The organism is Allopusillimonas soli (assembly GCF_004153445.1).
Classification (GTDB): Bacteria; Pseudomonadota; Gammaproteobacteria; order Burkholderiales; family Burkholderiaceae_B; genus Allopusillimonas; species Allopusillimonas soli.
Genome location: NZ_SDQC01000002.1, coordinates 578,132 through 602,122 on the forward strand (window position 1 = coordinate 578,132; position 23,991 = coordinate 602,122).

The window sequence follows — 23,991 nt, forward strand, 5'->3', positions numbered from 1 at the left end:
ACTCAAGTCAGACGCGGATGTCGACAATGCGGCGGATGAACCACAGCCCGGCCGCCTCCAGCAAGACAAGCAGCCCCAATGCCATCCAGCCCGGAGGTGTCTGCCATAGTGGTCTCATGCTGTCGGGATCAAGCAGATACAACGCCGCACCCACCATGAGAGGCATACCGGCCATCAGATAGGCCTGCATCTTTCCCTGAGAGGTCAATGCGCGAACACGCGCTGACAAGTGCCCGCAAGAACGCAGTGTCTCTGCCAGAACATCCAGCAAGGCCGCCAGGCTGCCTCCACTTCGCCACGCCATCCGCAGTGAAGACACGAGCAGATTATTGGCGTCGGTGGGCATACGCACAAGCAGATCCGCCAAGGCATCATCAAAGGACAGCCCCATACGCTGCTGCCGAAGAAGCAGACCGAATTCCTGCGACAACGGTGGCGATTGACGAGGCACAATGCAGGACAAGGCGGCCTGCAAACCTGTGCCTGCACGCAGCGCGCCCGCCAGCGCCATAAGGAAGTCCGGCAACTGTTTCTCATACCGACGCAAGCGTGCGCGCCGCGCCCTGGCAATCAGGCATGGCACTATGGCGAGCGCCACCCCTGCGGCCATTAACATCAGCACAAGGGATCCGGATAGCAGCAAGGCGACGGCTCCAAAGCCCACGCATAATGCAAGATGCACCACCCACACGCGCGTCGGGTCCAGGAACAGGAAGACCTCCGCAAGGCTGCCGGATACCGCCAGACCAAAATGATTGCGATAGCGCCGATGGGCCGTAGAACTCGCACGCAGGCAAATCCAGCCAATGCAGGCGCCCGCGATCGCCGCCATAACGGCTGCAACGGCTACCATCATGCGGCCTCCGAATGGTCATGCAGCAATGCATCGACATGCGTGCATTGATGGAACAGTGCCGCCGCAAGCATGGCCTGCCCGCCTTCCAGCATGCTTTCTGGAACCAGGCCGCAGCCCACGAAGGCAGGCGCAGGATGTTCCTGATAGCGGAATATCTCCTGAGTCTGGATGCAGCCGCTTTCCATGCCCGTTACTTCGACAATACTAGAGATAAGGCGCATGCCATTGCGCAGGCGCGTTTGCTGAACGATGAAATCGATGCTGGCCGCGATATGCTCACGCACAGCGCCAAGCGGAAGATGCATGCCCGCCATGAGAATCATGGTCTCAAGCCGCGCCAACGCGTCGCGCGGACTGTTCGCATGCAGTGTGGTCAGCGAGCCCTCGTGCCCGGTGTTCATGGCTGCGAGCATATCGAATGCCTCAGCGCCACGGCACTCTCCCACCACAATGCGATCCGGGCGCATGCGCAATGCATTGCGCACCAGATCGCGTATCTCGATCCGTCCCAGCCCCTCCTGGTTGGCGGGCCTGGCCTCCAGGGCTACGAGATGATGATGATCAAGCTTCAATTCGGCCGCATCTTCGATTGTTACAACACGTTCGCCTTCATCGATGTAATTGGAGAGAATGTTCAACAGGGTTGTCTTGCCGGTGCCGGTACCGCCCGACACGATAATATTCTTGCGCAGCCGTACGCAGGCAGCCAGGAAATGGCTCATGTTTGAATCAAGCGCGCCAGCGCGCAGCAGATCGTCCATGTTTGGACGCATCGTCGGGAATTTCCGAATGGTAAGGCTGGCGCCCCGGATTGCCACTGGCGGTATCACCGCGTTGACACGGGATCCATCTGCCAGCCGAGCATCCACCATTGGCGAGCCCTCATCCACCCGCCGCCCCAATGGCGCAACGATACGTTCGATAATGCGCCTGAGGGCGTGCTCGCTACTGAAGCCGACATGGCGGCGGCTCAGTTTTCCGGCCTGCTCCACGAAAATCTCACTGTGACAATTCACCATAATCTCGGTGATGCCCGGATCAGAGAGCAAAGGCTCCAGCGGCCCCAGCCCTACGGCCTCGTCCACCACCTGCCGCAGCAATCCATCGCGGTCTATGCCGTCTGGCAACTGCGTGTCGCGTGTAATCAGGCCCAACAAGACTGTGTGCGCCTCCGCGCGTAAATCCTGATCGCTAAGACCGCTGATGTCGCGACGCCTGAGATCCAGCGCCTGGATCAGATCAGCATGCAGGCGCTGCCTGTGCCTGACGGAATCCCCAGCATCGGATGCGGCCCCAGTCGCAGGAAGCGTTGCCTGCACTGGAAATGAGCACGTATTTTCCTTGGGCAGTAAGTCGTCCAGCCCCACGGATGCTCCGTGCTGTTCCGGAAAAGCGCTATCCCTGGCCAAGGGTACGGGCTCCGCCGTTGAAGGCGGCGAGAAAACGGCGAATGCGGATGAACGCGCCGCTGGGGGGGTTGGCAAAGCGCTGCCGGTTGCGTCCGCAAGACGAATAAGGCAGGGGCCTATGCATATTTCATCTTCGCACGTCAGTGGCCCATAGTGCGCCACCCTGCGTCCATTTACCAGCGTGCCTGCAATGGATCCCAAGTCATCCACGAACACCCCGGATGATCGCTGCGTAAGGCGTGCGTGAACGCGCGCCACGCGCCACGATCTGAGGCAAAGGCCACACTCTCCTGAGCGGCCTATGGATAATGGAAGCGCAAACGTCCTATATTCGCTACGGCCGTCCTCGAACCGCAGTTCCAGTTGCACCATATGCATTACTCCGTCGGTTGATGTGAAGTACCGGATGCTGCGCCTGAGTCCACCACCCATTGCGAGCCGGGGCCGCCCCAGGGATCCCACGCCTGGATCTCGCGCCCGCCAAGCGCAGACGCATGGTCGGGCTGGCCATGCACAGGGTGCGTAAGGGTTGTCGGATGAGGGAAGGAAGCATCCAGCACCGCGCGCCCCGCCTCGACGCGCGCCTGCATCGCGGCATCATGGTCTTCGATGAGCACTGGCGTCACGAAGATGGCTAGCTCGGTTTCGGTATCATGCCTGCGCCTGGACCCGAACAAGCCGCCCAGCAACGGCAGATCGCTCAAGCCTGGCAGCCCATCCCGCTGTCTTGCCGTTTCGCGGGATAGAAACCCCGCCAACACCAGCGTCTGTCCTGAACGCACATTGAACTCTGTCATTGCACGGCGGGTCTTGAGCGCGGGCCCGCCAGCCATCGACATACCTTGGTCCACCGCGCTGACCTCGACTTCTATGCGAGATCTGACAATCCGGCTGCGGTCGACCTGCGGCGTTATGCGCAGCGATACGCCGTATGGTTTGAATACAGTGTGTCCGCGCCCGTCGTCGGTGCTCGTTGTATAAGGCACTTCGCCACCAGCAAGGAATTCGGCGGTGGCGCCACTGCGCGCCAGCAATTGCGGCTGCGCCAGTACAACCGCGGAGCCCACTTGCGCAAGCGCGTGGATGTGCGCCGATACCAAGGCATTCATGCCCAAATAACCCACGGCGCGGCTGGTGGTGCCCGAAAGCGAAAAAGGTGTTTCTCCGGGCGATGCACCCAAATGAGCGGCCCCCCTGTCCCAGGCCATGCCGGTGCGCACGCCACCGGCCAGGGGAGATGACCAGCGCAAACCAAGTTCACGCAATTGAGACCTCGGCAACTCGACCACTTGCACGTCCAATAAGACCATGGGCTCCCAGCCAACCTGCCCAGTCAGGTCCACCAATTGCGGATAACGGCTGGCTAGCGCGGCAATACGCTGCCTGTCCTCGTCGGCCAGATCATCGCCCTCGACCACGATTTTGTTGCCTGTCGCCGTGATCCGTGCCTTGGGTATGCGCTCGAGCAGACTATGCAGCTCCTGGCGCGCGCGTTGGGCCTCCTCGGGCACGACCTGAATGCGATAAGCATGGCGTTCTCCCGTGCGTGTCCATATCTGCATGGCGCTGCTGCCTTCGTTCCGCGCAAAAACAATGACCTCTTCCTCTTCAGTGGCGATGGCATGCACCACATGACCGTCGCCCACTGCAACGCGTGCAGCCCCGGGCACGCTCAATACTTTCACTTCCCCTGCCTGCATCTCCAGAAGACGATCTTCCGCCTGAGCCATCGTGGCGCACAACAAAAACAGCGCCAAAGCCATTGACGCCGGCCCAAGCGGGCCCGCGCCCTCACGCCGCGACCAGCAGCGGCGTGTGCTGCTCTTTATCCCCTTCACGGCATTTCTCCTTGCATGGCGGGTGACCAGCGATCATGGGTGGATATCGCGTCAATCAATGCTTCGTTCCATGACCAGCCTGCATCCAGACTGGAAGTGCTGGAAAGCTCGGGCACATAGGGAAGCTGAAACAGGCCCTGCGGGGTGGTGTTCGGCAAGCCAGCCAGAGCCGGCAAGGACCTATTTGTCTTGTTGCCGTAAATCACTCGGGCACGGCGCGTCACAGACGAACGCCGCTGCAGCCCTAGCAGGCTTGCCAGATCGCCCCGGGCAGCCACCTGGGATGTGTCCGCGTCGAAGGGCGATCGCAACACGGCCGTAATGCGCCCGTCGTGGCGGGCGGCAACAAGCTTGACGGCCTCTTCGGGCGTGGCATCCAGTGTGATGGTGTTATAGACTCGGTCCTCGTGTTCCTGCTGAGGCTGTGCATCTGCCCCTGTCGCCAGCACGCGCACACCCTGCAGCAACGGTGCGGTTACCTGTCTGCGCTCGTGTTCAAAGGAGACATAAAGGTCTATGAGATCTCCCGGTTGCAGCAGGCCTCCCAATGCATTGAGGCTGTCCACCGGCAGCGTGATCGCGCGGCGGCCGGCATGCAGCTTGCCTGAGAACGCGGTCGGCCGGGTACGCTCTACATGCGCGGCGAGCACTGGATCACCCGCCCTCAAAGGCTGGCGCAGCCGTGTTCCCTCGAGCTCGCCCAACTCATGTTCCCCGACACTGTCGCTGGAAACATAGTCTGCGGGAAAAGCGCGCAGCGCCAGATGGTGCGGCTGCAGTAGAGTGCCGGCCTGAAGGTGGGAGGCAGCCACAATACGCTCGACCATGGGCACGCGCACCCTTGCCTCGGCGTCCTGTACACGCTGCTGGATGTGCCGGCCCGCGGCCCACGCTGAAATCAACCCGCACACTGCGGCCACCACGAGCACCACGACGGGCCTGTATGCGGCTAGAAAATGCATGGCGGCGCTAATTGCTTTGAATTTGAACATAAAGCAACGTACCTTTCATGGAAGGCTCGATATGAATAAAGAGCTCCAACGGCCCCTTACGCCACGTCTGGCTGTCAAGCGAAACGGGCACGGATGCGGCAAGCCAGCCGTCGAGCTGGAGGCGGGTGGCCATGAAGCGGCCCAATTGCCCGGCAGCCATATTGACCATATAAATGTACTGACTTCGGCCTTCGTTGCCGGATGCAATCTTGGCCGGATGCCGCTGATGCAGCAAAGGCCTGGCATGCGCAGCCAGCCAAGACAGCTCTGCAGCCATGTGCATGGCGGAGACTGACTCACCCGCAAAGTCCAGGACGGACACATCGCCTTCAGACCCAGAGGACGCGGCGCGTATCTGGACGAGCCAGTGACGATCTGCCTCGATGCCCGAGAGGCTCACGCCATCCGGCAACAGTAATACCTGCCGGAACTGCGGAAATGCTGAAAACCGTTCAGCGAGCGTCAACGGATCAAGATTGGAAACAAACGAACTGCCATGAAGCGGCACACCGGCCATACTTGTGGAATAGGGGTAGTGCCACACCAAGCCCTGGATGGTCAAAGAGCCAGGTATTTCCGCAAACGAGGTGTGGGCAAGCAGGCCCAAGGTGGCCAGCCACATGCGCCCACGATACAAGGCATGCTTACCCCTCATGCTCTGCTCCTGATGTGCGCCGCCTATCTGGCATGTACTGCCCATCTGGCACTTCCTCCGCCCATGGCGTGAGCCAGTCGTAAAGAGGCAAGGGACGCTTCCAAGCCGCGTCCACGGCGCTCATGCGACTGCCAAGATGCCGAGCCAAACCCAGCGATGTTGACGCGGGAGACCGCCAGCCCAACCAGGACTGTGCCAGCCGACGTTGCGTCACCGTTGCCGTGTCAGCGTGGCCCGCACCAGCCAGAATGGCCGTGTGCCGGCGAATCGTGGGCGCCGCACCCAAATGGCGAAGGAGAAAAGAGGCATCAGGCCTGGTGTGGCTTTGGACAGTGAGGACGCCGGCATCCTCAATGCCCCAATCGCCCCGTAGTGTCCGTGCCTGTCCGTCGGCGCCGCCCACCTGGACAAGCGTGGGCAATGTGTCATTATGCGTTGTGTGCATGCCCAAGTTCTGTTGTGCGAGCATATGATGCCCGGCCAATGTCCTCCATGCATGCGCAGGGCCGGCAAAAAATCGCGCGACTGTGTCTGGATCGTACCTCCCCGGTTTCATGTTTTCTTCCGTGCGAGCCAGCGCAAAGGCCGCATAAGCGCTTGCATGCTGCGCGGAAAGCGCTATGTCGTGCAGACGGAACAGCAAGCTCCCGGCCGTCCATAACGCAAGCAATAGCACCATGACAATTACCCCCTCTGCCAGGGCTTGTCCCCGCTGGACAAATTCCTTGCGCAAATACCAGGTGGAAGGGTTCATCACGGCTCCCCGAACACTGACAGGGTGTCGGGCCGCCACATGGCCGGTCTGGTGGAGCGTGTCTGACCGGATGTGCCGTTGGCGTGCGGATCTGCCAACCGCGCCTGCCAGTATGGCTGAAACAGATTGGGTTTCGCGTGTTCCTTCTTTTTCTGCAACGGCGGCACGGCGAAATAGGCTTCCGCCCCGCTGTGCGTGGCAATACGCAAGCCGTCAGGGCCGGGCAAATGCAATGTCACGGCAAAACGCAATGCTGCATCTGGGGACGCGGAAGCCAGATCGAAATAATCTGGCAACCCTTTGCCACCCAGGCGCTTGGGCCTGAGCATCGCCCACGAATTGGCCAGCAGATTGCTTCGGCCATTTAGGATTTGCGAAGGCGCGACACGGCGCGCCCAGCGCCAGAACGCTTCCCTTGAAAAGTCGGCAGGCGGATTGGCCTCATGTGGCCCCGCGAAACGGCCCGATCGACCAGGTACCAAGCCCCAGCCCATGGGGTACTCGCGGCTGTAGCAGGCGATCCATCGGTTAGATCGCACAGCGTGAAAGGATTGTGTGTCAGCCGACACCCAATGGCCATGGCCATCCAGTTGCGTACTTCCCCTGCGACGCAGCTGATTGCGGCGGGAGGGACAACGTGCCGATGCAGGCCAAAAACCGCGCTCGGTGTAGTCTCTTCGCCCAAGAAAACCATAGAGCGCCTGAGCTTGCTGAGAGAGCCTGCGTATTCCCGATTGCGGTCCGCGTCCGGGCATGCGTCGTAAAAACCGTGGCCACTGGTCATTCGCGATGTGCAATTGCGCATCGTGCCGGCTGCTCTCCGGGTAATTATGCGCAAGCACTGTCTCTAGAACCGCCATGCGCACTTGCGGCACACTATTTACGATTCCAGCCTGAACCTTGGTCAGCAGACCATGAACAGTGTCGTCGTGAAATGCATAAGCGCGTGCTAGCTCGGCATGAGTACCCGCCGCCTGTCCGAGTCCGGCAGCCCTTGCTGCCGCCATGTAGGCCTGTGCATGCGACGGGCCGAAAAACATGCCAATAACGTGTGCAGGAGGATTGCCTATACCTGCCTGCATGGCCTGGGTGCCGCCCAAGGCGGACCACGAAGCCAGCGTTGCCAGGTGAGCCATGGCCATCTGATGCGCAACGTGCGCCCTATTGATATAGGCCAGCATATTGAGTGCACGGGCCTGGGCAAGCGCCGCACTGTAGGCCGCCGCATCCAGCGCATGAGTCTGGCGGGATTTGGCGGCCACGACTTGGCCAAAACTGAAGTACCGCAACACAATGGCCATGAGAGCGCCCACCAGCAGCATGCCCAGGACCATGGCCTGGCCGTGTTGCGCCATGGTGTCATCAGGACGCCTCATTGGCCCATGCCCGCGTTACCGGTGAATGATTTGAGTGTACGAGTGCCCGAGGACGTTGCCGCGGTATCGGCCGCGGAGGCTGCATCGCGGGAAAGCGCACTGCCGTCTTCTCCGGCAAGTTCCTTGGCCATGGCCGCTGTCTGGGTGCGCACAACGCGGCCAAAAGACTGATAGACGGCGATGGCGGCTACGGCGACAAGCGCCACCACAATGACGTACTCGGTCATGGCCTGGCCGCGCTGCAAATGCATCTGCTTGAACACAATAATCTCCCCTAAACATGGGAGGGACAGTGTGCCGACCTCAATCGCCTTCGCCTAGTCGCAAAAACCGAAAGGGACAAAGCTGCGCTGGCAGCCGAACCCGTTGGCTGCCGAACCTATACAGACAGCCAAACCCACACGCAACAAGGGCGCGCTTCAGAATAAGCGCGCCCTTGATCCGTGCGTGTATATGAAGAGACCGCGGCAAACCCCGACCGATGAGCGGGGCCGCGGGTCAGCCTGCTATACGACTTTCACATGCAATTCGCCAAGTCCGTTTATGGTGCCGACCATATGATCGCCTGCCACGACCGGCCCCACGCCTTCAGGTGTGCCAGTAAAGACAATATCGCCTGCCTTGAGTTCGAACAGCGTAGAGAGATAGGCAATGGATTCCGCCACATTCCAGATCATGTCGGAAAGATCACCCTTCTGCTTGCCTTCGCCGTTGACACCCAGCGTGATAGCCCCCTTGTCCAACGCGCCGGTCTTGCTGCGCGGATGCAAGGGACCGACAGGCGCTGACTGGTCAAACGCCTTGCCCACTTCCCATGGACGCCCCTGCTTCTTGGCTTCACCCTGGAGGTCGCGGCGTGTCATGTCCAGGCCGATCGCATACCCCCAGACACATTCAGCAGCCTGCTCAGGGGTGAGATCGCGTCCGCCCTTGTCCAGGGCGACAACCAATTCCACCTCGTAATGTAAGTTGGACGTGCGCGATGGGTAAGGCATTTCGCCCGTTTGGCCATCGGCTACATTGATGATGGCGTCCGCCGGCTTGCAGAAGAAGAAAGGATCCTCTCGGCCGGTGAAGCCCATTTCCCGAGCATGATCGGCGTAGTTACGTCCGACACAGTAGACACGGCGCACGGGAAATACGGCGGAGGAGGCAGCCACGGCGAGCGCCGGCTGAGAAGGGAAGGCGACGATGGTTTCCATGCTCATTTTGCTCCTTCAGCATAGCGCGCAGCACTATCACGTATTTCCTGCAAGGCAGCCTCAGCCCCCTCCCAACCTTGAACTTTGACCCACTTGCCTTTCTCGAGATCCTTGTAGTGCTCAAAAAAATGCTGTATGCGCGCCAAGTCTTCCTCGGGAAGATCCTGGGGAGACTTGATATTCCGGTAAGGCGGATACAGTTTATCCACGGGTACCGCCAGCAGCTTGGCATCGCCGCCAGCCTCGTCTTCCATCTTCAGCACGCCAATTGCACGCGAACGGATTACCGTACCTGGCTGGACGGCAAAGGGCGCAAGAACCAGCACATCAACCGGGTCGCCATCATCGGAAATCGTCTGGGGAATATAGCCGTAATTGCAAGGATAGTGCATGGCGGTCAACATGAAACGATCTACAAAAACCGCACCGCTATCCTTGTCCACCTCGTATTTGACCGGATCCGCGTTCATCGGAATCTCGATGACAACATTGAATTCGTCGGGCAATTTTGCGCCGGCTGGTACATTGGTCAAGCTCATGCTTGTGTCTGCCTTATATGGAGTGAAATAAAAATCAGTTTCTGCCGGAACTACGACCGGCGCGGTCGGGCGCTTCTGAAAGATCGACGCCAGGTATGGGGGCACTATCGAAATACTCATCCAGCCCCGAGTTGTCGGCCGACGTCGCGACGTTGCCCGATCCCGCTGATGCGGCAGACGGCGAACCCGCATTGCGCGCGTATTCAGACTCAACGGGCGCATCGCGGCCGGGGCGCGCAGGCAAGGGCTCGTAGTCTTCCTCGACGAAATCCGCCGCGCTGGCCGCCAGCGGCGCTTGTGCATGCTGCTCGACCGCCGGAGTCTGGACGCGGCCCGCATCGACGAGCATGGGATCGGCCCGCATATCGGCAGCCGGCAGCGAGCGATCAATGGGCAAGATGGGCAGCGTGCCGACCACGCCCGCAGCAAGCCGCCAGTGTTTCATGGCATCGCCAGTGCGGCCCAGGCGGTCGTAGAGGCTACCTAGCAACGCGTGAATGCGCAGATCGCTACGCAGTTTCATGCTGCGCAACAGGTAGTGTTCGCCCTGCCCCCACAGCTCGCCAGTAAGACATAGCTTACCGAGCGCTGCCAGCAGCGCGGCATCATCTGGATGCGACTTGAGCCAGCCCTCGGCCTTGCTCAGACGGCGGGCCACCTGATCCGGTGGACATTGCGCATATGCGCTCAGCAAACGCGGCTCCAGTCTGGCATTGAGCGCCGCCTCGAGTATGCGGCCTGCCTCTTCGTTGTGGCCAGCAGCTTTCTGCACGGCCGCCCCGGCAAGTGCAATGTCGGGCATGGTGCGTTCATCGGATTTCAGATCGCCCCAAAGCGTCTTGAATTGATCGATGCCACCGGCTTCGAGGCGCGCCGCCGCGGATATTTCGATAAGCTGGCGCGCCTCGGATTTCTCAATAGCGTCGCGGCGCGCCAGCAGGCGCGTAAGCTCGTATATGCGGTCGTGGTTATGCAACTGACGATAGGCACGCAGCAGCAGGCGAGCCGACTGCAAATGGCGCGAGCTGGCGTCCTGCAGAGGCTTTAGGAGCTCGAGCGCCTGCTGGGGCCGATTCTGATCGAGATACATTTCAGCCGCCACAGTGGCCGTCGCCTCCCGCAGTTTGGGGTTATTGCGGGCATTGGCCGACGCAAGCGCCAGGGCCTCGTCGCGGCGCGCAAACTCGCCCTGATGATGACAAGCGCGAGCCGATGCCAAGCCGGCAAGCACCTTGCGGCTGCTTGAACGGGTGCGGCCCAACAGTTTGGTGAGGTCTTTGTCCGCATCGGTGTAGCGGCCTTCCAGTACCTTGATCCATCCGCTCTCGAGCAGGTCGTGGTCGCGCTTCTCGGCGCGCAGCGCACGCCACGAACGAAAGCGTTCAGGCCCGCCGCCTATCCATGCAAGGATCCGCAGCAATACGTACAGAATGACGAAGGACGCAACGAGGAGCAATACAGCAAGCGTCAGGGACAGCTCTATGCGCCAAGGCTGCGCGATGATGAGCACATTGCCGCTGTGTTCGCGCAGCACCAGGGCCAGCGCAACGGCGGCGATGAAGACAACGATGGTCCAGAACCAGGCTTTCATGGGCTATCCTTGCTGCATCATGACAGGTAGGCTGGCGCCGACTAGGCGGCCAGCCCCCGTCCCATCGGAATGCGCGCCATCCGCATTCGTCTGCGGTGCCTTTTCAGAGGCGCGCTCTTGTCCGGACGGCACCGGACCGGCGCCTGCCTGCCCCCCTTCCGCGGGCTCGCCCTCGGGCGACGTGTCCGTCGAAGATGCATCCTGTGCGTCGTCGCCGTGCGTATCATCCTGCCCCGTCGACGATGACTCATCGGGCGCCGGCGGAGGTGCCTGGTCCCTCTGCACATCGTTAGCATCCCCTTGCTCCTCGCTGGCTTTTTCGGCACGCAAGGCGGCCAGCGCTTGCAGGCTGTTGTCCACCGTTGGCAAAGGCGTGTCGATGGCGGTATCCGCAAACTGTCGGGCAAGCTTCAAGGCCTGCCGCGTCTGGCCGGAGTTGCCGTCGTAGCGCTTTTCGATGGCTTGTACAAGGGCATCGGTTTCCGAATCCCAGATGCCAGGCTGATGCATCATCAGGGCCAGTTGCGCTGTCATGACGCGCAGACGCAGGTTCTCGCGAAATCGCGTTGCCTGGTCGGGAGACATGAGCAGCGCGGCGGCATCGTCGACCTTGCGAACCGTGATGAACTGGCCAAGATCCTGGCCCAGCGCCTGCCAGGCATCCGAAGCCCAAGCACCGGCCACATGCAGGGAACGTTGCCACCAGGGTGCATCGGCATCAGGGTTGGGGTCGCTTGCATAGTCCGTCGGCGCATTCGCCGCAGGTTCACGCGCACCTTCGACTGGCTTGGGCGCTGCGTCGTCAGGCACCAGCAAAGGTGCCTGGCTGACGAGGTTGCCCAGTTCGTCGAGCCGTTGAGACAGCATGGCGACGTCGATGGTCGAGGCGGCCCGCAGGCGATCGAGATCGCCATTGATAGTTTGCTGCAAAGAAGCCAGATCCGGACGGTTGGCACGCGCCAACTGCGCCTGCGCGGTTTCCAGGGAAATAATGGCGTTGGCGACATTGCCGCCCAATTGCAGCTGCTGTTGAGCGATCGTGAGCAGGTGATCGATATCGTTGAGCAGTACCAGCTCGGAACCGCTGTCCGTGAGCATCTGAAAAGCCTGCTGCAGATCCTGCTGCTGTTCATGCGCATCGCGCAGCGCCATTTGCAGCTGCGCAATTTCGGCCGATTGCCTTTGAGCCAGCGCGAGGGCTTCCTGCGCCTTGCCTGCAGCGCGCTCCGCCGTGCTGGCGCTGTTATTCGCCTGGCTCTGCAAGCCTGTCGCCACCGTCGCAAACTGCCGTTGCTGATGCCAGAGCGCAGCCGCCAGAACCACGACAATAAACAACAGCACCAGTGCAATCACTGGCAGCTTGCCGCGGGGCTTGCGTGCGCCTTCACCCCCTGCTTTTGCGGTTGCAGCCGTGGGCGCTGGCTTGGCCGTGCTGCCAGCCGAAGCGGGCGACGCGGCACCGCTGCCGGCGGGCGTATTCTTGGCCGAAGGCGTGGCGCCGCTTTCTTTCGCTGGCGGCGTGGAGGCAACCGGAACTTCGGGCCGGGCCGAATCCGGGGCGCTGTTCGCCGTGGAGGCGTGCTTGGGCTCGTTTTTATCAGTCATGGCGCGATTGTAATCCTAGGAGCTTGCTTGACATGATGCCATCTCGAGGATTGACTCGAAAAGGGCATCATCGCCGGGTTGACTTATTTTTACCATTGGTAAGGCCGCCTTGCCAGAAGGTGGCAACCGTGATTGAAGATAATCTGCAATGCGCTCATGCACAACTACAAAGCGCGCGCTGGCCCACAGTCCATCGAGAGCAAGCCTGCGCCCGTTTGCCAGCGCAGCATCCACTCCTTCGCGACTGGTCAGCAGAACCACGCAAGGCTGCGGCGCGCTCATGGCCTGGTGCAGCATTACGCCCTCTTCGGCCGACCAGCGCGCGGCTTCGCGCCGATACAATGCCAGCTTGTCCACGCTGGCACCGGCCTGCTCCAGCCTGTCCGCCAGCCACTCTCGACCCGATTCGCCGCGGACAATCAAGACACGGCGTATCCGGTCCATGCGAGGCAAAAGCTGTTGCCAGAGATGTTCGGAATCCGCACTCTGGTCTGCGGCGGGATGGATGATGGCGGAGCCAGGTACCACGGCGCTATCGTACAGTATTCGGGCGCTCGCCTGCCCGACTGTGGCTGCCAGCGTATCTGGCGGCCATGCCGCGCGCGCTGGCGATGCCGTGGCGGAGGCCTGCCGGGAGGTCGCCTGCGCATCGGTGCGCGGATAGTCGAGCCCGAGCTGCCACTGCAAATAGCGCCGGCAAGCATAGCCGCTGACCAGGACGACGAGGTCATAGCGTACGGGTGCATACTGCGAAGCGGGGCCCGCTTCGCAGTCTACCAGTTTGAGCGCGGGCAATTCGAGCACACTCATGCCTGCCTGCCGCAAGCGCTGCGCCAAGACGGCATTCTTGTCCTTTGGACGCGTCAAGACAACGAAAGGGTAAACGCCAGGGGCCTGCACCCGCCAACCGCCCGTCAGAATGCGGATCGCGCACCGGGCGCGGTGTCGGAGGACATATCGGACACATCCACCAGCCGTGTCAGGATGGCGCCGGCGCCCTGCTCGAGCAGTGATTGCGCGGCCTGTTCACCTACAGCCTGGGCCCGCTCCGCCTCGCCGCTGGCCTGGGCATGCAGCATCCTGGAGCCATCAGGCTCGGCGACACGCGCCCGAATGGAAACGATGCCGCCCTCTAGTTCGGCATACGCGGCGAGTGGTACTTGGCATGAACCGCCCAGCACGCGCGATACGGCACGTTCGGCGTGGGCGCATGCTGTGGCAGCCGGGTCTGCCAGCACTGCAAGCTGCCGCGCCAGATCGCCGCGGCTAGCCAATATTTCTATGCCCAGGGCGCCCTGCCCGGCTGCGGGCAGGCTTTCGTCGGGCGACAGATAGGCGCGGATGCGGTCCTGCAGTCCCAGGCGACGCAGTCCTGCCGCAGCAAGAATGATGGCCGCGTAATCGCCCCGGTCGAGCTTTCCAAGCCGGGTGTCCAGATTGCCGCGCAGGGGCTTGACGACGAGCGACGGATGGCGCGCCCTGATCTGTGCCTCGCGGCGCAGGCTGGACGTGCCGACGACAGCGCCATCAGGCAGGTCGTGCAGACTGCCGTAGTCATTGGACACGAAGGCATCACGCGGATCATCGCGCTTCAGGATGACGGGCAGCGCAAAAGATGGCGCCAGCTCCATGGGCACATCCTTGAGCGAGTGAACAGCCAGATCGGCACGCCCGTCCAGCAGCGCATTTTCAAGCTCTTTGACGAAAAGCCCCTTGCCGCCGACCTTGGACAGGCTGCGATCGAGAATCTGGTCGCCACGGGTTGTCAGCGTGAGCAGACTGATGTCGCAGGATGGATAATGGGCACGCAGCGCGTCGCGCACGTGCTCAGCCTGCCAGAGCGCCAGACGACTGGCACGGGTAGCGATGACCAAGCGTTTTGGCACTTCGGTCATGGGTTCAGACAAAATAATTGACAATGACGGCGGCAACAATGCCGATGACCGCCAGTATGCCCAGCCCCTGGAGCAGGGACAGCCCGGATTCGTAGGGCTTCTTGCCGGCGGACGATTTGAAGAGACTCATGCGGATTTTCCCCTAAGGGACCAGACCATACAAACACCGTATTGTAGTGCAGGAGAAGGCTGAAGGGTGCACGGCAGCTTCGACGTGCAAATCCCACCCGCACCCGTCTCTGGGGCGGCACCCACCGGGACCAGAGGCGGATGATACCGCCCCTTGGCCGTCGGAGTGCGCGTCAGGCGTTGGCGGTCCGGGCCCGGGTTCGCGCGAGCTTGCCGGCTGCAAGCACGATCAATGCACCTATGACGCCCACCGCGATCGCCAAATGATGCACACTGGTGTGGAAAGACTGCGACATCGCCGCGACCGTATCCACCAGCGCCGGATCGCTCACCAGCATTTCTCCCGCGATATAGCCAAGCAGCGCCCCACCCAGCCACACAATGATAGGCAGGCGCTCAATGACCTTGAGCAGCAGCGTGCTGCCGAAGATAACCAACGGAATGCTGATGGCAAGACCGAAGATAAGTAGCACAAGATTGCCGTGCGCGGCGGCCGCCACGGCCACGACGTTGTCCAGGCTCATGACCAGATCGGCGAGCAATATGGTGCGTATGGCGCTCCAGAGGCTGTTGTATTCCTTCGCCGGACCGTCGTCCTCTTTCTCGGGCAGCAGCAGGCTGATGCCGATATACAGCAGGAGCAGGCCGCCGATAAGCTTGAGCCACGGTAGAAGCAGCAGCTTGGCCGCAACAATCGTAAGGATGATGCGCAGCACAATGGCGCCAGTGGAGCCCAGCGCAATCGCGGTGCGCTGCTGCTTGGCTGGCAGCGTACGCGCAGCCAGCGCGATGACGACGGCATTGTCGCCGGATAGCAATATATTGACCCAGATGATTTCCAGCAGAGCCAACCAAAAATGTGTCGTACCGACATCCATGTTTCATGTCCCGTATGAAGATCCCCCTTCATGACAGACAAGCAAAGAGCGCGACGACGCTGCATCCCCGCAGCGCCAAAAAACGAACGAGGGCCATGCCCGGCTGCCCGCACAGCCTGCACATGGCCCCTTGCTCGAACCGTCCCAGCATCAACGCCTGTTTAGCGTCTTGTGCTGTTCACAGCCCGCGGTGCTAGCCGGTTGTCAAAGCACCGATTTGAGCAGGCGACCCATTTCGGATGGATCACGCGTGGTGCGTATTCCGCATTCTTCCATGATCTCGAGCTTGGCATCGGCCGTATCGGCGCCACCAGAGATAAGCGCGCCGGCATGGCCCATGCGTTTTCCCGGAGGCGCGGTAACGCCTGCGATGAACCCTACGATGGGCTTGCTCATGTTGTCCTTGGCCCAGCGCGCGGCATTGACTTCGTCAGGGCCGCCGATCTCACCGATCATGACAACGGCATCGGTATCAGGATCGTCGTTGAACATTTGCAGCACATCGATGTGCTTCAAGCCATTGATGGGATCGCCACCAATGCCCACCGCCGTGGACTGCCCAAGGCCAAGCTCCGTAAGCTGGGCAACGGCTTCATAGGTAAGTGTACCCGAACGGCTCACCACGCCAATGCGGCCTTTCCTGGATATATGGCCCGGCATGATGCCGATCTTGAGTTCATCGGGCGTAATCAGGCCCGGGCAGTTGGGCCCGAGCAGCAGCGTCTTGCGGTTCTGGTCGCGCATGCGATTGCGAACCTCGAGCATGTCGCGCACAGGAATGCCTTCGGTGATGCAGATGACCAGATCCAGGTCAGCTTCCACCGCTTCCCAGATGGCGCCCGCTGCGCCGGCAGGCGGCACGTAAATGACCGACACCGTGGCGCCGGTGGCCTCCTTGGCGTCTTTCACCGTGGCGTAGATAGGCACGCCCTCGAAATTCTCGCCCGCCTTCTTGGGATGCACGCCGGCGACGAACGCGTTCTTGCCGTTGGCGTACTCGCGGCACATATGGGTGTGGAACTGGCCGGTCTTGCCGGTGATTCCCTGCGTGATGACTTTCGTGTCTTTGTTGATCAGAATCGACATTTAACGGATCCTCTGAATTCTTATTTCGCGGCGGCCACGACTTTGGTCGCGGCTTCGGCCATGGTGTCGGCGCTGATGATGGGAAGACCCGATTCAGCCAGCAGCTTCTTGCCCAGTTCTTCGTTGGTGCCTTTCATGCGCACAACCAGCGGGACCGTAAGGTTGACCGCCTTGCATGCTGCAATGACACCCTCTGCGATGACGTCGCAGCGCATGATGCCACCAAAGATATTGACAAGAATGGCCTTGACGCCCTTGTTGGCAAGCATGATCTTGAAGGCTTCAGTCACCTTCTCGGCGCTGGCGCCGCCGCCTACGTCGAGAAAGTTGGCGGGCTCGCCGCCAAACAGCTTGATGGTGTCCATGGTGGCCATGGCCAGGCCCGCGCCATTGACCAGGCAGCCTATGTTGCCGTCGAGCTGGATATAGGCAAGACCGAATTTGCTGGCCTCGATTTCCGCCGGATCTTCTTCCGACAGATCACGGTACTCGACAATGTCGGAATGACGATACAGGGCGTTCGAATCGAAGTTGAACTTGGCGTCCAGCGCAATAATATCGCCCGAGCCGGTCAGGATGAGCGGATTGATTTCCGCCAGGGAAGCGTCCGTTTCCCAGTATGCCTGGTAGAGCTTCTGGAATTCGGCCGCCGCCTTGGCGACAGATGCGTCGGGCACGCCGATGCCGCGCGCGAGCTTTTCAGCATCGGCATCGGTCAGGCCAGCCTTGGGATCGACGAACACCTTCAGAATTTTCTCGGGAGAATGCTCGGCAACCTCTTCTATTTCCATGCCGCCTTCGTTCGAGGCCATGACGCACACACGCTGGGATGCACGGTCAGTGACGATGCCTACGTAGTATTCCTTCTTGATGTCGGCGCCTTCCTCGATAAGCAGCCTCCCGACTTTCTGGCCTTCCGGCCCGGTCTGATGGGTGACCAGTTGCATGCCCAGAATTTCCGAGGCGAGTTGACGCACCTCATCGATGGAGCGTGCCAGCTTCACACCACCGCCCTTGCCGCGCCCGCCCGCGTGGATCTGGGCCTTGACAACCCAGACCGGGCCGCCGAGCTTTTCCGCGGCCGCAACGGCCTCGTCTACGGAAAAAGCAGGAATGCCGCGGGGCACGGTAACGCCAAACTTCTTCAGCAGTTCCTTGCCTTGATATTCGTGAATTTTCATTTGTTACCTGTCAGAACGTAGGATAAGTAAAGAAAGAACGCAGGCGCACGCAACGCGCCGTATCGCCATGCATGAAGCCAGCACTCATTCGCATTTGCCCAGCACCACTGACGGCTTGTGCCACTGCGGATAGAACTCGCGCACAACCTCGCCATCCAGACGCAAGGCATGACAGCCCTCAAGCTGAAACGGCTTGCTTTTGTCCATGCCCATGTCGCGAGCCTGACGCCGGCGGTTGGCCATGGTCTGGACGGCCACGGTGGGCAGGACATAGGAAAGTTCGGTGAGGTGCGTACAGCCGGCGGTGCGGGCAAAGCGGGCCTTGACTGTGTGCCGGAAGTTGCGCAGCAGATTCATGCCTATCAGCGCCTTGTAGTCGGGCGCGATGGCCATGCAATGCTGCTCGTAAGGCGCAGCATCGTAAGCGGCAAGGGCATCGACGATCGTGAAGCGCTCATCGATCGTGACGCGAAGATGCATGTGATGGACGGGGTCGCCGGCGCGTTGCATCGCGCCGGCACGCTTGGGAAAATCGTAGGCCTTGGTGTCGATGAGCTCGGCTTCGAGATCCCAGCAGCCGTCCTCCCGGGCGAACGAATTCACACGTATGGAACGTGTGTGCAGCGGCTCGCGCGCATATTCGGGAGGTGGCAACGGCATTTACACAACATGGGAGAGACGATAAACACTTAAGTATAGCGCAGTGTCTGGGCCGCCTTGACCATGGCCGATAGCGCCGCTTCTGTTTCCGGCCAGCCGCGCGTCTTGAGGCCGCAATCTGGATTGACCCACAGACGCTCCGCGGGCAGCCGGGCCGCTGCCTTCTTCATCAAGCCAACCATCCAGTCCAGGGCCGGAATATTCGGAGAATGAATATCGTATACCCCAGGCCCGATATCGTTTGGATATCGGAACTGTTCGAACGCATCCAGAAGCTCCATGTTGGAGCGCGAAGTCTCGATGGTGATCACGTCGGCATCCATGGCGGCAATCGCCTTGATGATGTCGTTGAATTCCGAGTAGCACATATGGGTGTGAATCTGCGTATCATCCCGCACGCCGCTGGTGGAGAGGCGGAAGCAATCGACCGCCCAGTCCAGATAGGGTTGCCAGTCCGACTTGCGCAAAGGCAGCCCTTCGCGGAAGGCGGGTTCATCGATCTGAATGACAGCAATGCCCGCAGCCTCCAGGTCATTGACCTCATCGCGCAGAGCGAGGGCCAATTGGCGGCAGGTGGCCGAACGCGGCTGATCATCGCGCACGAAAGACCACTGCAGAATGGTGACTGGCCCCGTCAGCATGCCCTTTACAGGCCGCTCGGTAAGGGATTGTGCATACGACGACCACGCCACCGTCATGGGTGCAGGCCTGGCCACATCGCCAAAAATCACAGGCGGCTTGACGCAGCGCGAGCCGTAGCTTTGCACCCATCCATTTTGGGTAAAGGCAAATCCGCCGAGCAGTTCGCCGAAGTATTCGACCATGTCGTTGCGTTCAGGCTCACCGTGCACTAGAACATCCAGCCCGATTTTTTCCTGAAAGCGAATCACCTGCTCGATTTCGCTCTGCATCGCCTTCTCGTAGGCGGCATCGCTGAGCGCTCCTTGCTTCCAGTCCCGGCGCGTCTTGCGGATCTCGGCAGTCTGCGGGAATGATCCGATGGTGGTGGTCGGATAACTGGGCAGCCCCAGACGCTTTTGCTGCAGCGCAATGCGTGCCGCAAAAGGCGACCGCTCGCGGCTGAGCGTATCAATTGCCTGCATGCGGCGTTGAACCGCGGCATTGTGAATACGTGTGGAGTTGCGCCGGGTGCGCAGGGCCTCGCGCTGCGCCGCCAGGGCCTCGATGATGCCGGGCTCGCGGCGCTGGTCGACCGCTGCCGCCAACAGGCTCAGTTCATCCAGCTTCTGGGTGGCAAACGACAGCCAGCTGCGCAGTTCCTGATCCAGGGCCGTCTCGGCCTCCAGATCAACAGGCACATGCAGCAGCGAGCAGGAAGGCGCCAGCCACAGTGCATCGCCCCGCGCCTTCCGCAGAGGCTCGATGCGCTCACTCAGGACATCCAGATCGGCCCGCCAGATATTGCGCCCGTCGATGACACCCAGCGAAAGAATTTGGTCCGGCTTGAGCGCAGCCGCCACGGCGTCCAATTGTTCGGGTGCGCGCACCAGATCGACATGAACGCCCTGCACGGGAAGATCTTTTAGTACATCGATGTTGTCGCCCAGGCCGCCAAAATACGTGGCCAACATCACCGCCGGCCCACGCTGGCAAAGTGCCGCATAGGCCTTGCGAAACGCCTCCCGCCAGGCCTCGGGCAGGTCCAGAACCAGAATGGGCTCGTCGATCTGCACCCATTCCACGCCCTGGGCAGCCAGCCTGTGCAGCACCTCCTGGTACACAGGCAGCAATTGTTCAAGCAGGCTCAGCTTGGCCTCGTCAGCCGCCCCTTGGGCAAAAGCGTCGCCTTTGCCCAGCCACAGCCAGGTCAAAGGGCCCGGAATGACCGGCTTGACTTCATGGCCGGCATGTTGCGCCTCGGCGACCTGATCGAAAAGGTCACTGCGGGCGATGCGAAAGTGCTGCTTCGGCACCAATTCGGGAACGATATAGTGATAGTTGGTATCGAACCATTTGGTCATTTCGCACGCAGCAGCCGGTGTGCCTGTAGGCGCCCTGCCACGCCCCATGCGGAACAAAGTATCCAGACTCACGGGCTCGTCTTCCGGCTGCCCGAAGCGAGCCGGTACGGCGCCAAGCAATGTGGACCACGCCAGGATATGGTCGTACCATGCAAAATCGCCGACTGGCACATAACGTACGCCAGACTGCGCCTGGATTTGCCAGTGGCGCACCCTGAGGGCCTTACCCTGCTCTTCGAGCGCAGCCTGATCAAGATTGCCAGCCCAATAGGCTTCCACTGCGCGTTTCAGCTCGCGTTGCACGCCGATACGCGGAAAACCTAAATTATGAGTGATTGTCATTTTAATAAACCGTAAGTTGAGAAATGTGCGCAAAAATACATTTTGCCTGTAGAATTGCTTGACACAAAATCAAACTCGGCATGTTTATAATGAATATTATTCAATTTGTACTCGTTGGATGCCTTGTAGCGGCACGCCGATATCTAGACCGACAATCACTAGAGGGCAAGGCAATACCATGCTAGAAATCCGCCATCTGGAAACACTGGCCGCCATACGCGACGGGGGCAGCCTCCAGGAAGCGGCCGAGCGCCTGCACGTCACTCAGTCCGCGCTATCGCATCAGCTGCGCGACCTGGAAGTCAGGTTGAAGACCCCCTTGCTCAACCGTCGTACGCGCCCTGCCCGTCTCACCACCGCGGGTTTGCGCGTCCTCGCCGCCGCCGACGACATTCTGCCTCGCATCAGGGCTGTGGAACGCGAACTACAAAAGCTGGCGGCGGGACGCAGCGGGCGCCTCCATCTGGCCATAGACTGCCACTCCTGTTTTCAGTGGCTGATGCCCGCACTGGATATTTTCCGCCGTGACTGGCCCGAGGTCGAACTCGATCTGAGCGCCGCCTTCTCCTTCACGCCACTGCCCGCTCTTGTTCGGGGGGATCTCGATGTTGTCATTACCTCCGATCCCCAGCCCATGGACGCCGTGGAATACGAGCCGCTGTTTCGCTATGAGCTGGTGCTGGCCGTGGCAGCAACCGACCCGCTGGCCGCCCTGCCGTATGTCGAGCCCGCCCAATTGGCCGAACGCGTACTCATCGTGTATCCCGTCGAACGAGACCGCCTCGATGTATTTACCGCCTTTCTGGATCCTTCCGATGTGGAGCCGCTTGCCTTACGCAAAGCCGAGCTGACACCCATGATCATGCAACTGGTGGCCAGCCAGCGCGGTGTGGCCGCCTTGCCGAACTGGGCGCTCACTGAATATTTGGGGCAAGGCTGGATGAAAACCTGCAAGCTGGGCACACAGGGCGTATGGCGCACGCTGTATGCCGCACTGCGGACGGAAGACATGCAGGCCGACTATATGCGCGCTTTTATTTCCCAGGCACGGGAAACCTGTTTCAAGACATTGTCGGGCATCAAGTCGGCAAAGAGTGCGCACCGCGGCACAAGGCATGCCGCAGCCTAAACGTTGTCGTAGGGAATTTCGCCCAACAGGCGTCTTGCAACTTCCGCGGAAAAGCCTCGTGAGCCCAGGAAGCGATATTGTCGGGCATATTCTTTGGTATTCGTGGGCGGCTGACCGAATTTTTTCTGCCACACAGCCTGCGCCCGCTCAAACTCGGTAGCCTGAAGCACTTCGCCGATTTGCGACACGGTGGCGTCATCCAGGCCATGCTGACGCAGCGCCTGGACCACGCGCCGCACGCCCTGCCGGCCAGCTCGACGGTGAACCAAGCTTTGGGCAAAGCGTGCGTCGGAAAGCCAGTTTTCACGTTGGAGACTGTCCAGCAGTTGCTCAAGCGCATCGGCATCGTCGGTGTGCGGTGCCAGTTTGCGGCGCAACTCCTGGCGGGAATGCTCACGCCGCGAAAGATAGCCTATTGCCCGAGCCTTGAGAGACAGGCCTCGCCGGGAAGATGACTTCTGTCCGGCCCCGGCGGTCTTATCCGTGGGATCGGGCGCGGAGGACGCAGGCCTGGCACTCTCCCGCTCATGGACAACCTCACGCCCTGCCCTGTTCGAGACAGGCGCCAGGGTTTCGAAGTCGTCTTTGGGCATGGCCTTTTACCGCCGCAGCCTATTCCCCGGCTTGCGCCGAAACCGCTTTGCTGCCGGCGGCCTGAGTCGCTTTGCTGCCGGCGGCCTGAGGCAGTGTTGCTACACCGAACTGTTCGCGCACGCGGTTCTCGATCTCGAATGCCATGTCGGGGTGCTCTTTGAGATACTCGCGCACGTTGTCCTTTCCCTGGCCGATACGCGTGCCGCTGTAGCTGTACCAGGCACCAGCCTTGTCGACAATACCAGCTTCGACGCCAAGATCGATAATTTCGCCTTCGCGCGAAATGCCTGCGCCATACATGATGTCGAATGTAGCTTCTTTGAAAGGCGGGGCAATCTTGTTTTTGACCACCTTGACCCGGGTTTCGTTGCCGAGAACTTCATCCGCTTTCTTGACCGAGCCTATGCGGCGGATATCCAGCCGTACGGACGAGTAGAACTTGAGGGCATTGCCGCCGGTGGTTGTCTCGGGGCTGCCAAACATGACGCCGATTTTCATGCGGATCTGGTTGATGAAAATGACCATGCAGTTGGCGCGCTTGATGGTGGCCGTGAGCTTGCGCAACGCCTGGCTCATAAGACGCGCCTGAAGCCCTGGAAGAGAGTCGCCCATGTCGCCCTCGATCTCGGCCCGGGGCACCAGCGCGGCGACCGAGTCGATCACGATAAGGTCGACCGACCCCGAGCGCACGAGCGCATCGGTGATTTCAAGGGCCTGCTCACCGGTATCGGGTTGGGAAATGAGCAGATCCTCGAGGTTGACCCCGAGGCCCGAAGCGTACTGCACGTCAAGCGCATGCTCGGCATCAATGAAGGCGCAGGTGCCTCCAATTTTCTGCATTTCGGCGATGACCTGCAGGGTAAGCGTGGTTTTGCCCGACGACTCGGGGCCGTAGATCTCGATGACGCGGCCACGCGGCAGGCCACCGACGCCCAATGCGATGTCAAGCCCCAGCGACCCCGTGGAAACCACTTGGATGTCGTGCTCAATGGCGTTGTCGCCGTAGCGCATGACGGAGCCCTTGCCAAATTGCTTTTCAATCTGGGATAAGGCGGCAGCCAGCGCCTTGTTGCGTTCGTTGGCGGCTTTGCTGTTTTTGTCGTCCATAAGATCCTTGGCTGTAATGGCAAATGAATGGTGTGCCCTGGCCGCAAGGCCAATCTGCACGGAGGCGATAGAGAATAGAATAATTATGGCATCAATTATACTGTATATATAAACAGATTCATAGCTGCATACATCGTTAACCCTGACTGTTCAGTGTCGGCGCACCATGCAAGAATAAAAAGCCTTCCGCA

General features: G+C 60.7%; 23 protein-coding genes. 1 reads left to right on the plus strand and 22 read right to left on the minus strand.

Annotated features, from left to right (window positions below; all coding sequences use genetic code 11):
- Window positions 1-7: 7 nt before the first annotated feature.
- The 20 genes from ERD78_RS08530 to metE all read right to left on the minus strand — a co-directional run bounded on the left by ERD78_RS08530 (window position 8) and on the right by metE (window position 20,970).
- Window positions 8-856, minus strand: a complete 849-nt coding sequence (locus ERD78_RS08530; RefSeq protein WP_129968841.1) for a type II secretion system F family protein — start codon at window positions 854-856, stop codon at window positions 8-10.
- Window positions 853-2,637, minus strand: coding sequence for a TadA family conjugal transfer-associated ATPase (locus ERD78_RS08535; protein WP_129968842.1), 1,785 nt, complete (start codon window positions 2,635-2,637; stop codon window positions 853-855). Before ERD78_RS08535 ends, ERD78_RS08530 begins: the two co-directional genes overlap by 4 nt.
- A gap of 5 nt (window positions 2,638-2,642) precedes the next feature.
- A complete protein-coding gene (locus ERD78_RS08540; protein WP_245152389.1) occupies window positions 2,643-4,103 on the minus strand; it encodes a type II and III secretion system protein family protein in 1,461 nt (486 codons plus the stop codon).
- Window positions 4,100-5,095, minus strand: a complete 996-nt coding sequence (gene cpaB / locus ERD78_RS08545) for a Flp pilus assembly protein CpaB (protein ID WP_129968843.1) — start codon at window positions 5,093-5,095, stop codon at window positions 4,100-4,102. Before cpaB ends, ERD78_RS08540 begins: the two co-directional genes overlap by 4 nt.
- Window positions 5,073-5,750 (minus strand): hypothetical protein, encoded by a 678-nt coding sequence (locus ERD78_RS08550; RefSeq protein WP_129968844.1) that lies wholly within the window; start codon window positions 5,748-5,750, stop codon window positions 5,073-5,075. The genes cpaB and ERD78_RS08550 overlap by 23 nt, the downstream gene beginning before the upstream one ends.
- On the minus strand, window positions 5,740-6,504 hold the full coding sequence (locus tag ERD78_RS08555; protein ID WP_129968845.1) for a hypothetical protein: 765 nt from the start codon (window positions 6,502-6,504) through the stop codon (window positions 5,740-5,742). The genes ERD78_RS08550 and ERD78_RS08555 overlap by 11 nt, the downstream gene beginning before the upstream one ends.
- A complete protein-coding gene (locus ERD78_RS08560) occupies window positions 6,504-7,880 on the minus strand; it encodes a hypothetical protein (RefSeq protein ID WP_180029198.1) in 1,377 nt (458 codons plus the stop codon). The genes ERD78_RS08555 and ERD78_RS08560 overlap by 1 nt, the downstream gene beginning before the upstream one ends.
- Window positions 7,877-8,131, minus strand: coding sequence for a hypothetical protein (locus ERD78_RS08565; RefSeq protein ID WP_129969109.1), 255 nt, complete (start codon window positions 8,129-8,131; stop codon window positions 7,877-7,879). Before ERD78_RS08565 ends, ERD78_RS08560 begins: the two co-directional genes overlap by 4 nt.
- Before the next feature lie 255 nt (window positions 8,132-8,386).
- Window positions 8,387-9,082 (minus strand): fumarylacetoacetate hydrolase family protein, encoded by a 696-nt coding sequence (locus tag ERD78_RS08570; RefSeq protein WP_129968846.1) that lies wholly within the window; start codon window positions 9,080-9,082, stop codon window positions 8,387-8,389.
- 2 nt (window positions 9,083-9,084) lie between these two features.
- Window positions 9,085-9,621, minus strand: coding sequence for an inorganic diphosphatase (gene ppa / locus ERD78_RS08575; RefSeq protein WP_129968847.1), 537 nt, complete (start codon window positions 9,619-9,621; stop codon window positions 9,085-9,087).
- Between the two features lie 34 nt (window positions 9,622-9,655).
- Window positions 9,656-11,212: a heme biosynthesis HemY N-terminal domain-containing protein gene (locus tag ERD78_RS08580; RefSeq protein ID WP_129968848.1), complete on the minus strand. Its 1,557-nt coding sequence runs from the start codon at window positions 11,210-11,212 to the stop codon at window positions 9,656-9,658.
- 3 nt (window positions 11,213-11,215) lie between these two features.
- The gene (locus ERD78_RS08585) at window positions 11,216-12,817 is read right to left on the minus strand and encodes a uroporphyrinogen-III C-methyltransferase (protein WP_129968849.1); all 1,602 of its coding nucleotides are present in this window, start codon (window positions 12,815-12,817) and stop codon (window positions 11,216-11,218) included.
- 15 nt (window positions 12,818-12,832) lie between these two features.
- On the minus strand, window positions 12,833-13,717 hold the full coding sequence (locus ERD78_RS08590; protein WP_280634112.1) for a uroporphyrinogen-III synthase: 885 nt from the start codon (window positions 13,715-13,717) through the stop codon (window positions 12,833-12,835).
- Window positions 13,718-13,731: 14 nt separating this feature from the next.
- Complete coding sequence (gene hemC, locus ERD78_RS08595; RefSeq protein WP_129968851.1) at window positions 13,732-14,712, minus strand: hydroxymethylbilane synthase; 981 nt, start codon at window positions 14,710-14,712, stop codon at window positions 13,732-13,734.
- Window positions 14,713-14,716: 4 nt separating this feature from the next.
- Window positions 14,717-14,842: a hypothetical protein gene (locus tag ERD78_RS20115; protein WP_257216505.1), complete on the minus strand. Its 126-nt coding sequence runs from the start codon at window positions 14,840-14,842 to the stop codon at window positions 14,717-14,719.
- Between the two features lie 172 nt (window positions 14,843-15,014).
- Complete coding sequence (locus ERD78_RS08600; RefSeq protein WP_129968852.1) at window positions 15,015-15,719, minus strand: YjbE family putative metal transport protein; 705 nt, start codon at window positions 15,717-15,719, stop codon at window positions 15,015-15,017.
- 204 nt (window positions 15,720-15,923) lie between these two features.
- Complete coding sequence (gene sucD, locus ERD78_RS08605) at window positions 15,924-16,805, minus strand: succinate--CoA ligase subunit alpha (protein WP_129968853.1); 882 nt, start codon at window positions 16,803-16,805, stop codon at window positions 15,924-15,926.
- 20 nt (window positions 16,806-16,825) lie between these two features.
- Window positions 16,826-17,986: an ADP-forming succinate--CoA ligase subunit beta gene (gene sucC, locus ERD78_RS08610; protein WP_129968854.1), complete on the minus strand. Its 1,161-nt coding sequence runs from the start codon at window positions 17,984-17,986 to the stop codon at window positions 16,826-16,828.
- An 84-nt stretch (window positions 17,987-18,070) separates the two neighbouring features.
- The gene (locus tag ERD78_RS08615) at window positions 18,071-18,646 is read right to left on the minus strand and encodes a DUF2889 domain-containing protein (protein WP_129968855.1); all 576 of its coding nucleotides are present in this window, start codon (window positions 18,644-18,646) and stop codon (window positions 18,071-18,073) included.
- A gap of 29 nt (window positions 18,647-18,675) precedes the next feature.
- Window positions 18,676-20,970: a 5-methyltetrahydropteroyltriglutamate--homocysteine S-methyltransferase gene (metE, locus tag ERD78_RS08620; RefSeq protein WP_129968856.1), complete on the minus strand. Its 2,295-nt coding sequence runs from the start codon at window positions 20,968-20,970 to the stop codon at window positions 18,676-18,678.
- Window positions 20,971-21,148: 178 nt separating this feature from the next.
- Here metE and ERD78_RS08625 point away from each other — a divergent pair, with 178 nt between their 5' ends.
- Complete coding sequence (locus ERD78_RS08625) at window positions 21,149-22,099, plus strand: LysR family transcriptional regulator (protein ID WP_129968857.1); 951 nt, start codon at window positions 21,149-21,151, stop codon at window positions 22,097-22,099.
- Here ERD78_RS08625 and recX read toward each other — a convergent pair.
- Both recX and recA read right to left on the minus strand, forming a co-directional pair.
- Entirely contained in the window at window positions 22,096-22,692 is a 597-nt protein-coding gene (recX, locus tag ERD78_RS08630) for a recombination regulator RecX (protein ID WP_129968858.1), read from the minus strand. The genes ERD78_RS08625 and recX overlap by 4 nt on opposite strands.
- Window positions 22,693-22,711: 19 nt before the next feature.
- Window positions 22,712-23,800, minus strand: a complete 1,089-nt coding sequence (gene recA, locus ERD78_RS08635; protein WP_129968859.1) for a recombinase RecA — start codon at window positions 23,798-23,800, stop codon at window positions 22,712-22,714.
- Window positions 23,801-23,991: the final 191 nt, after the last annotated feature.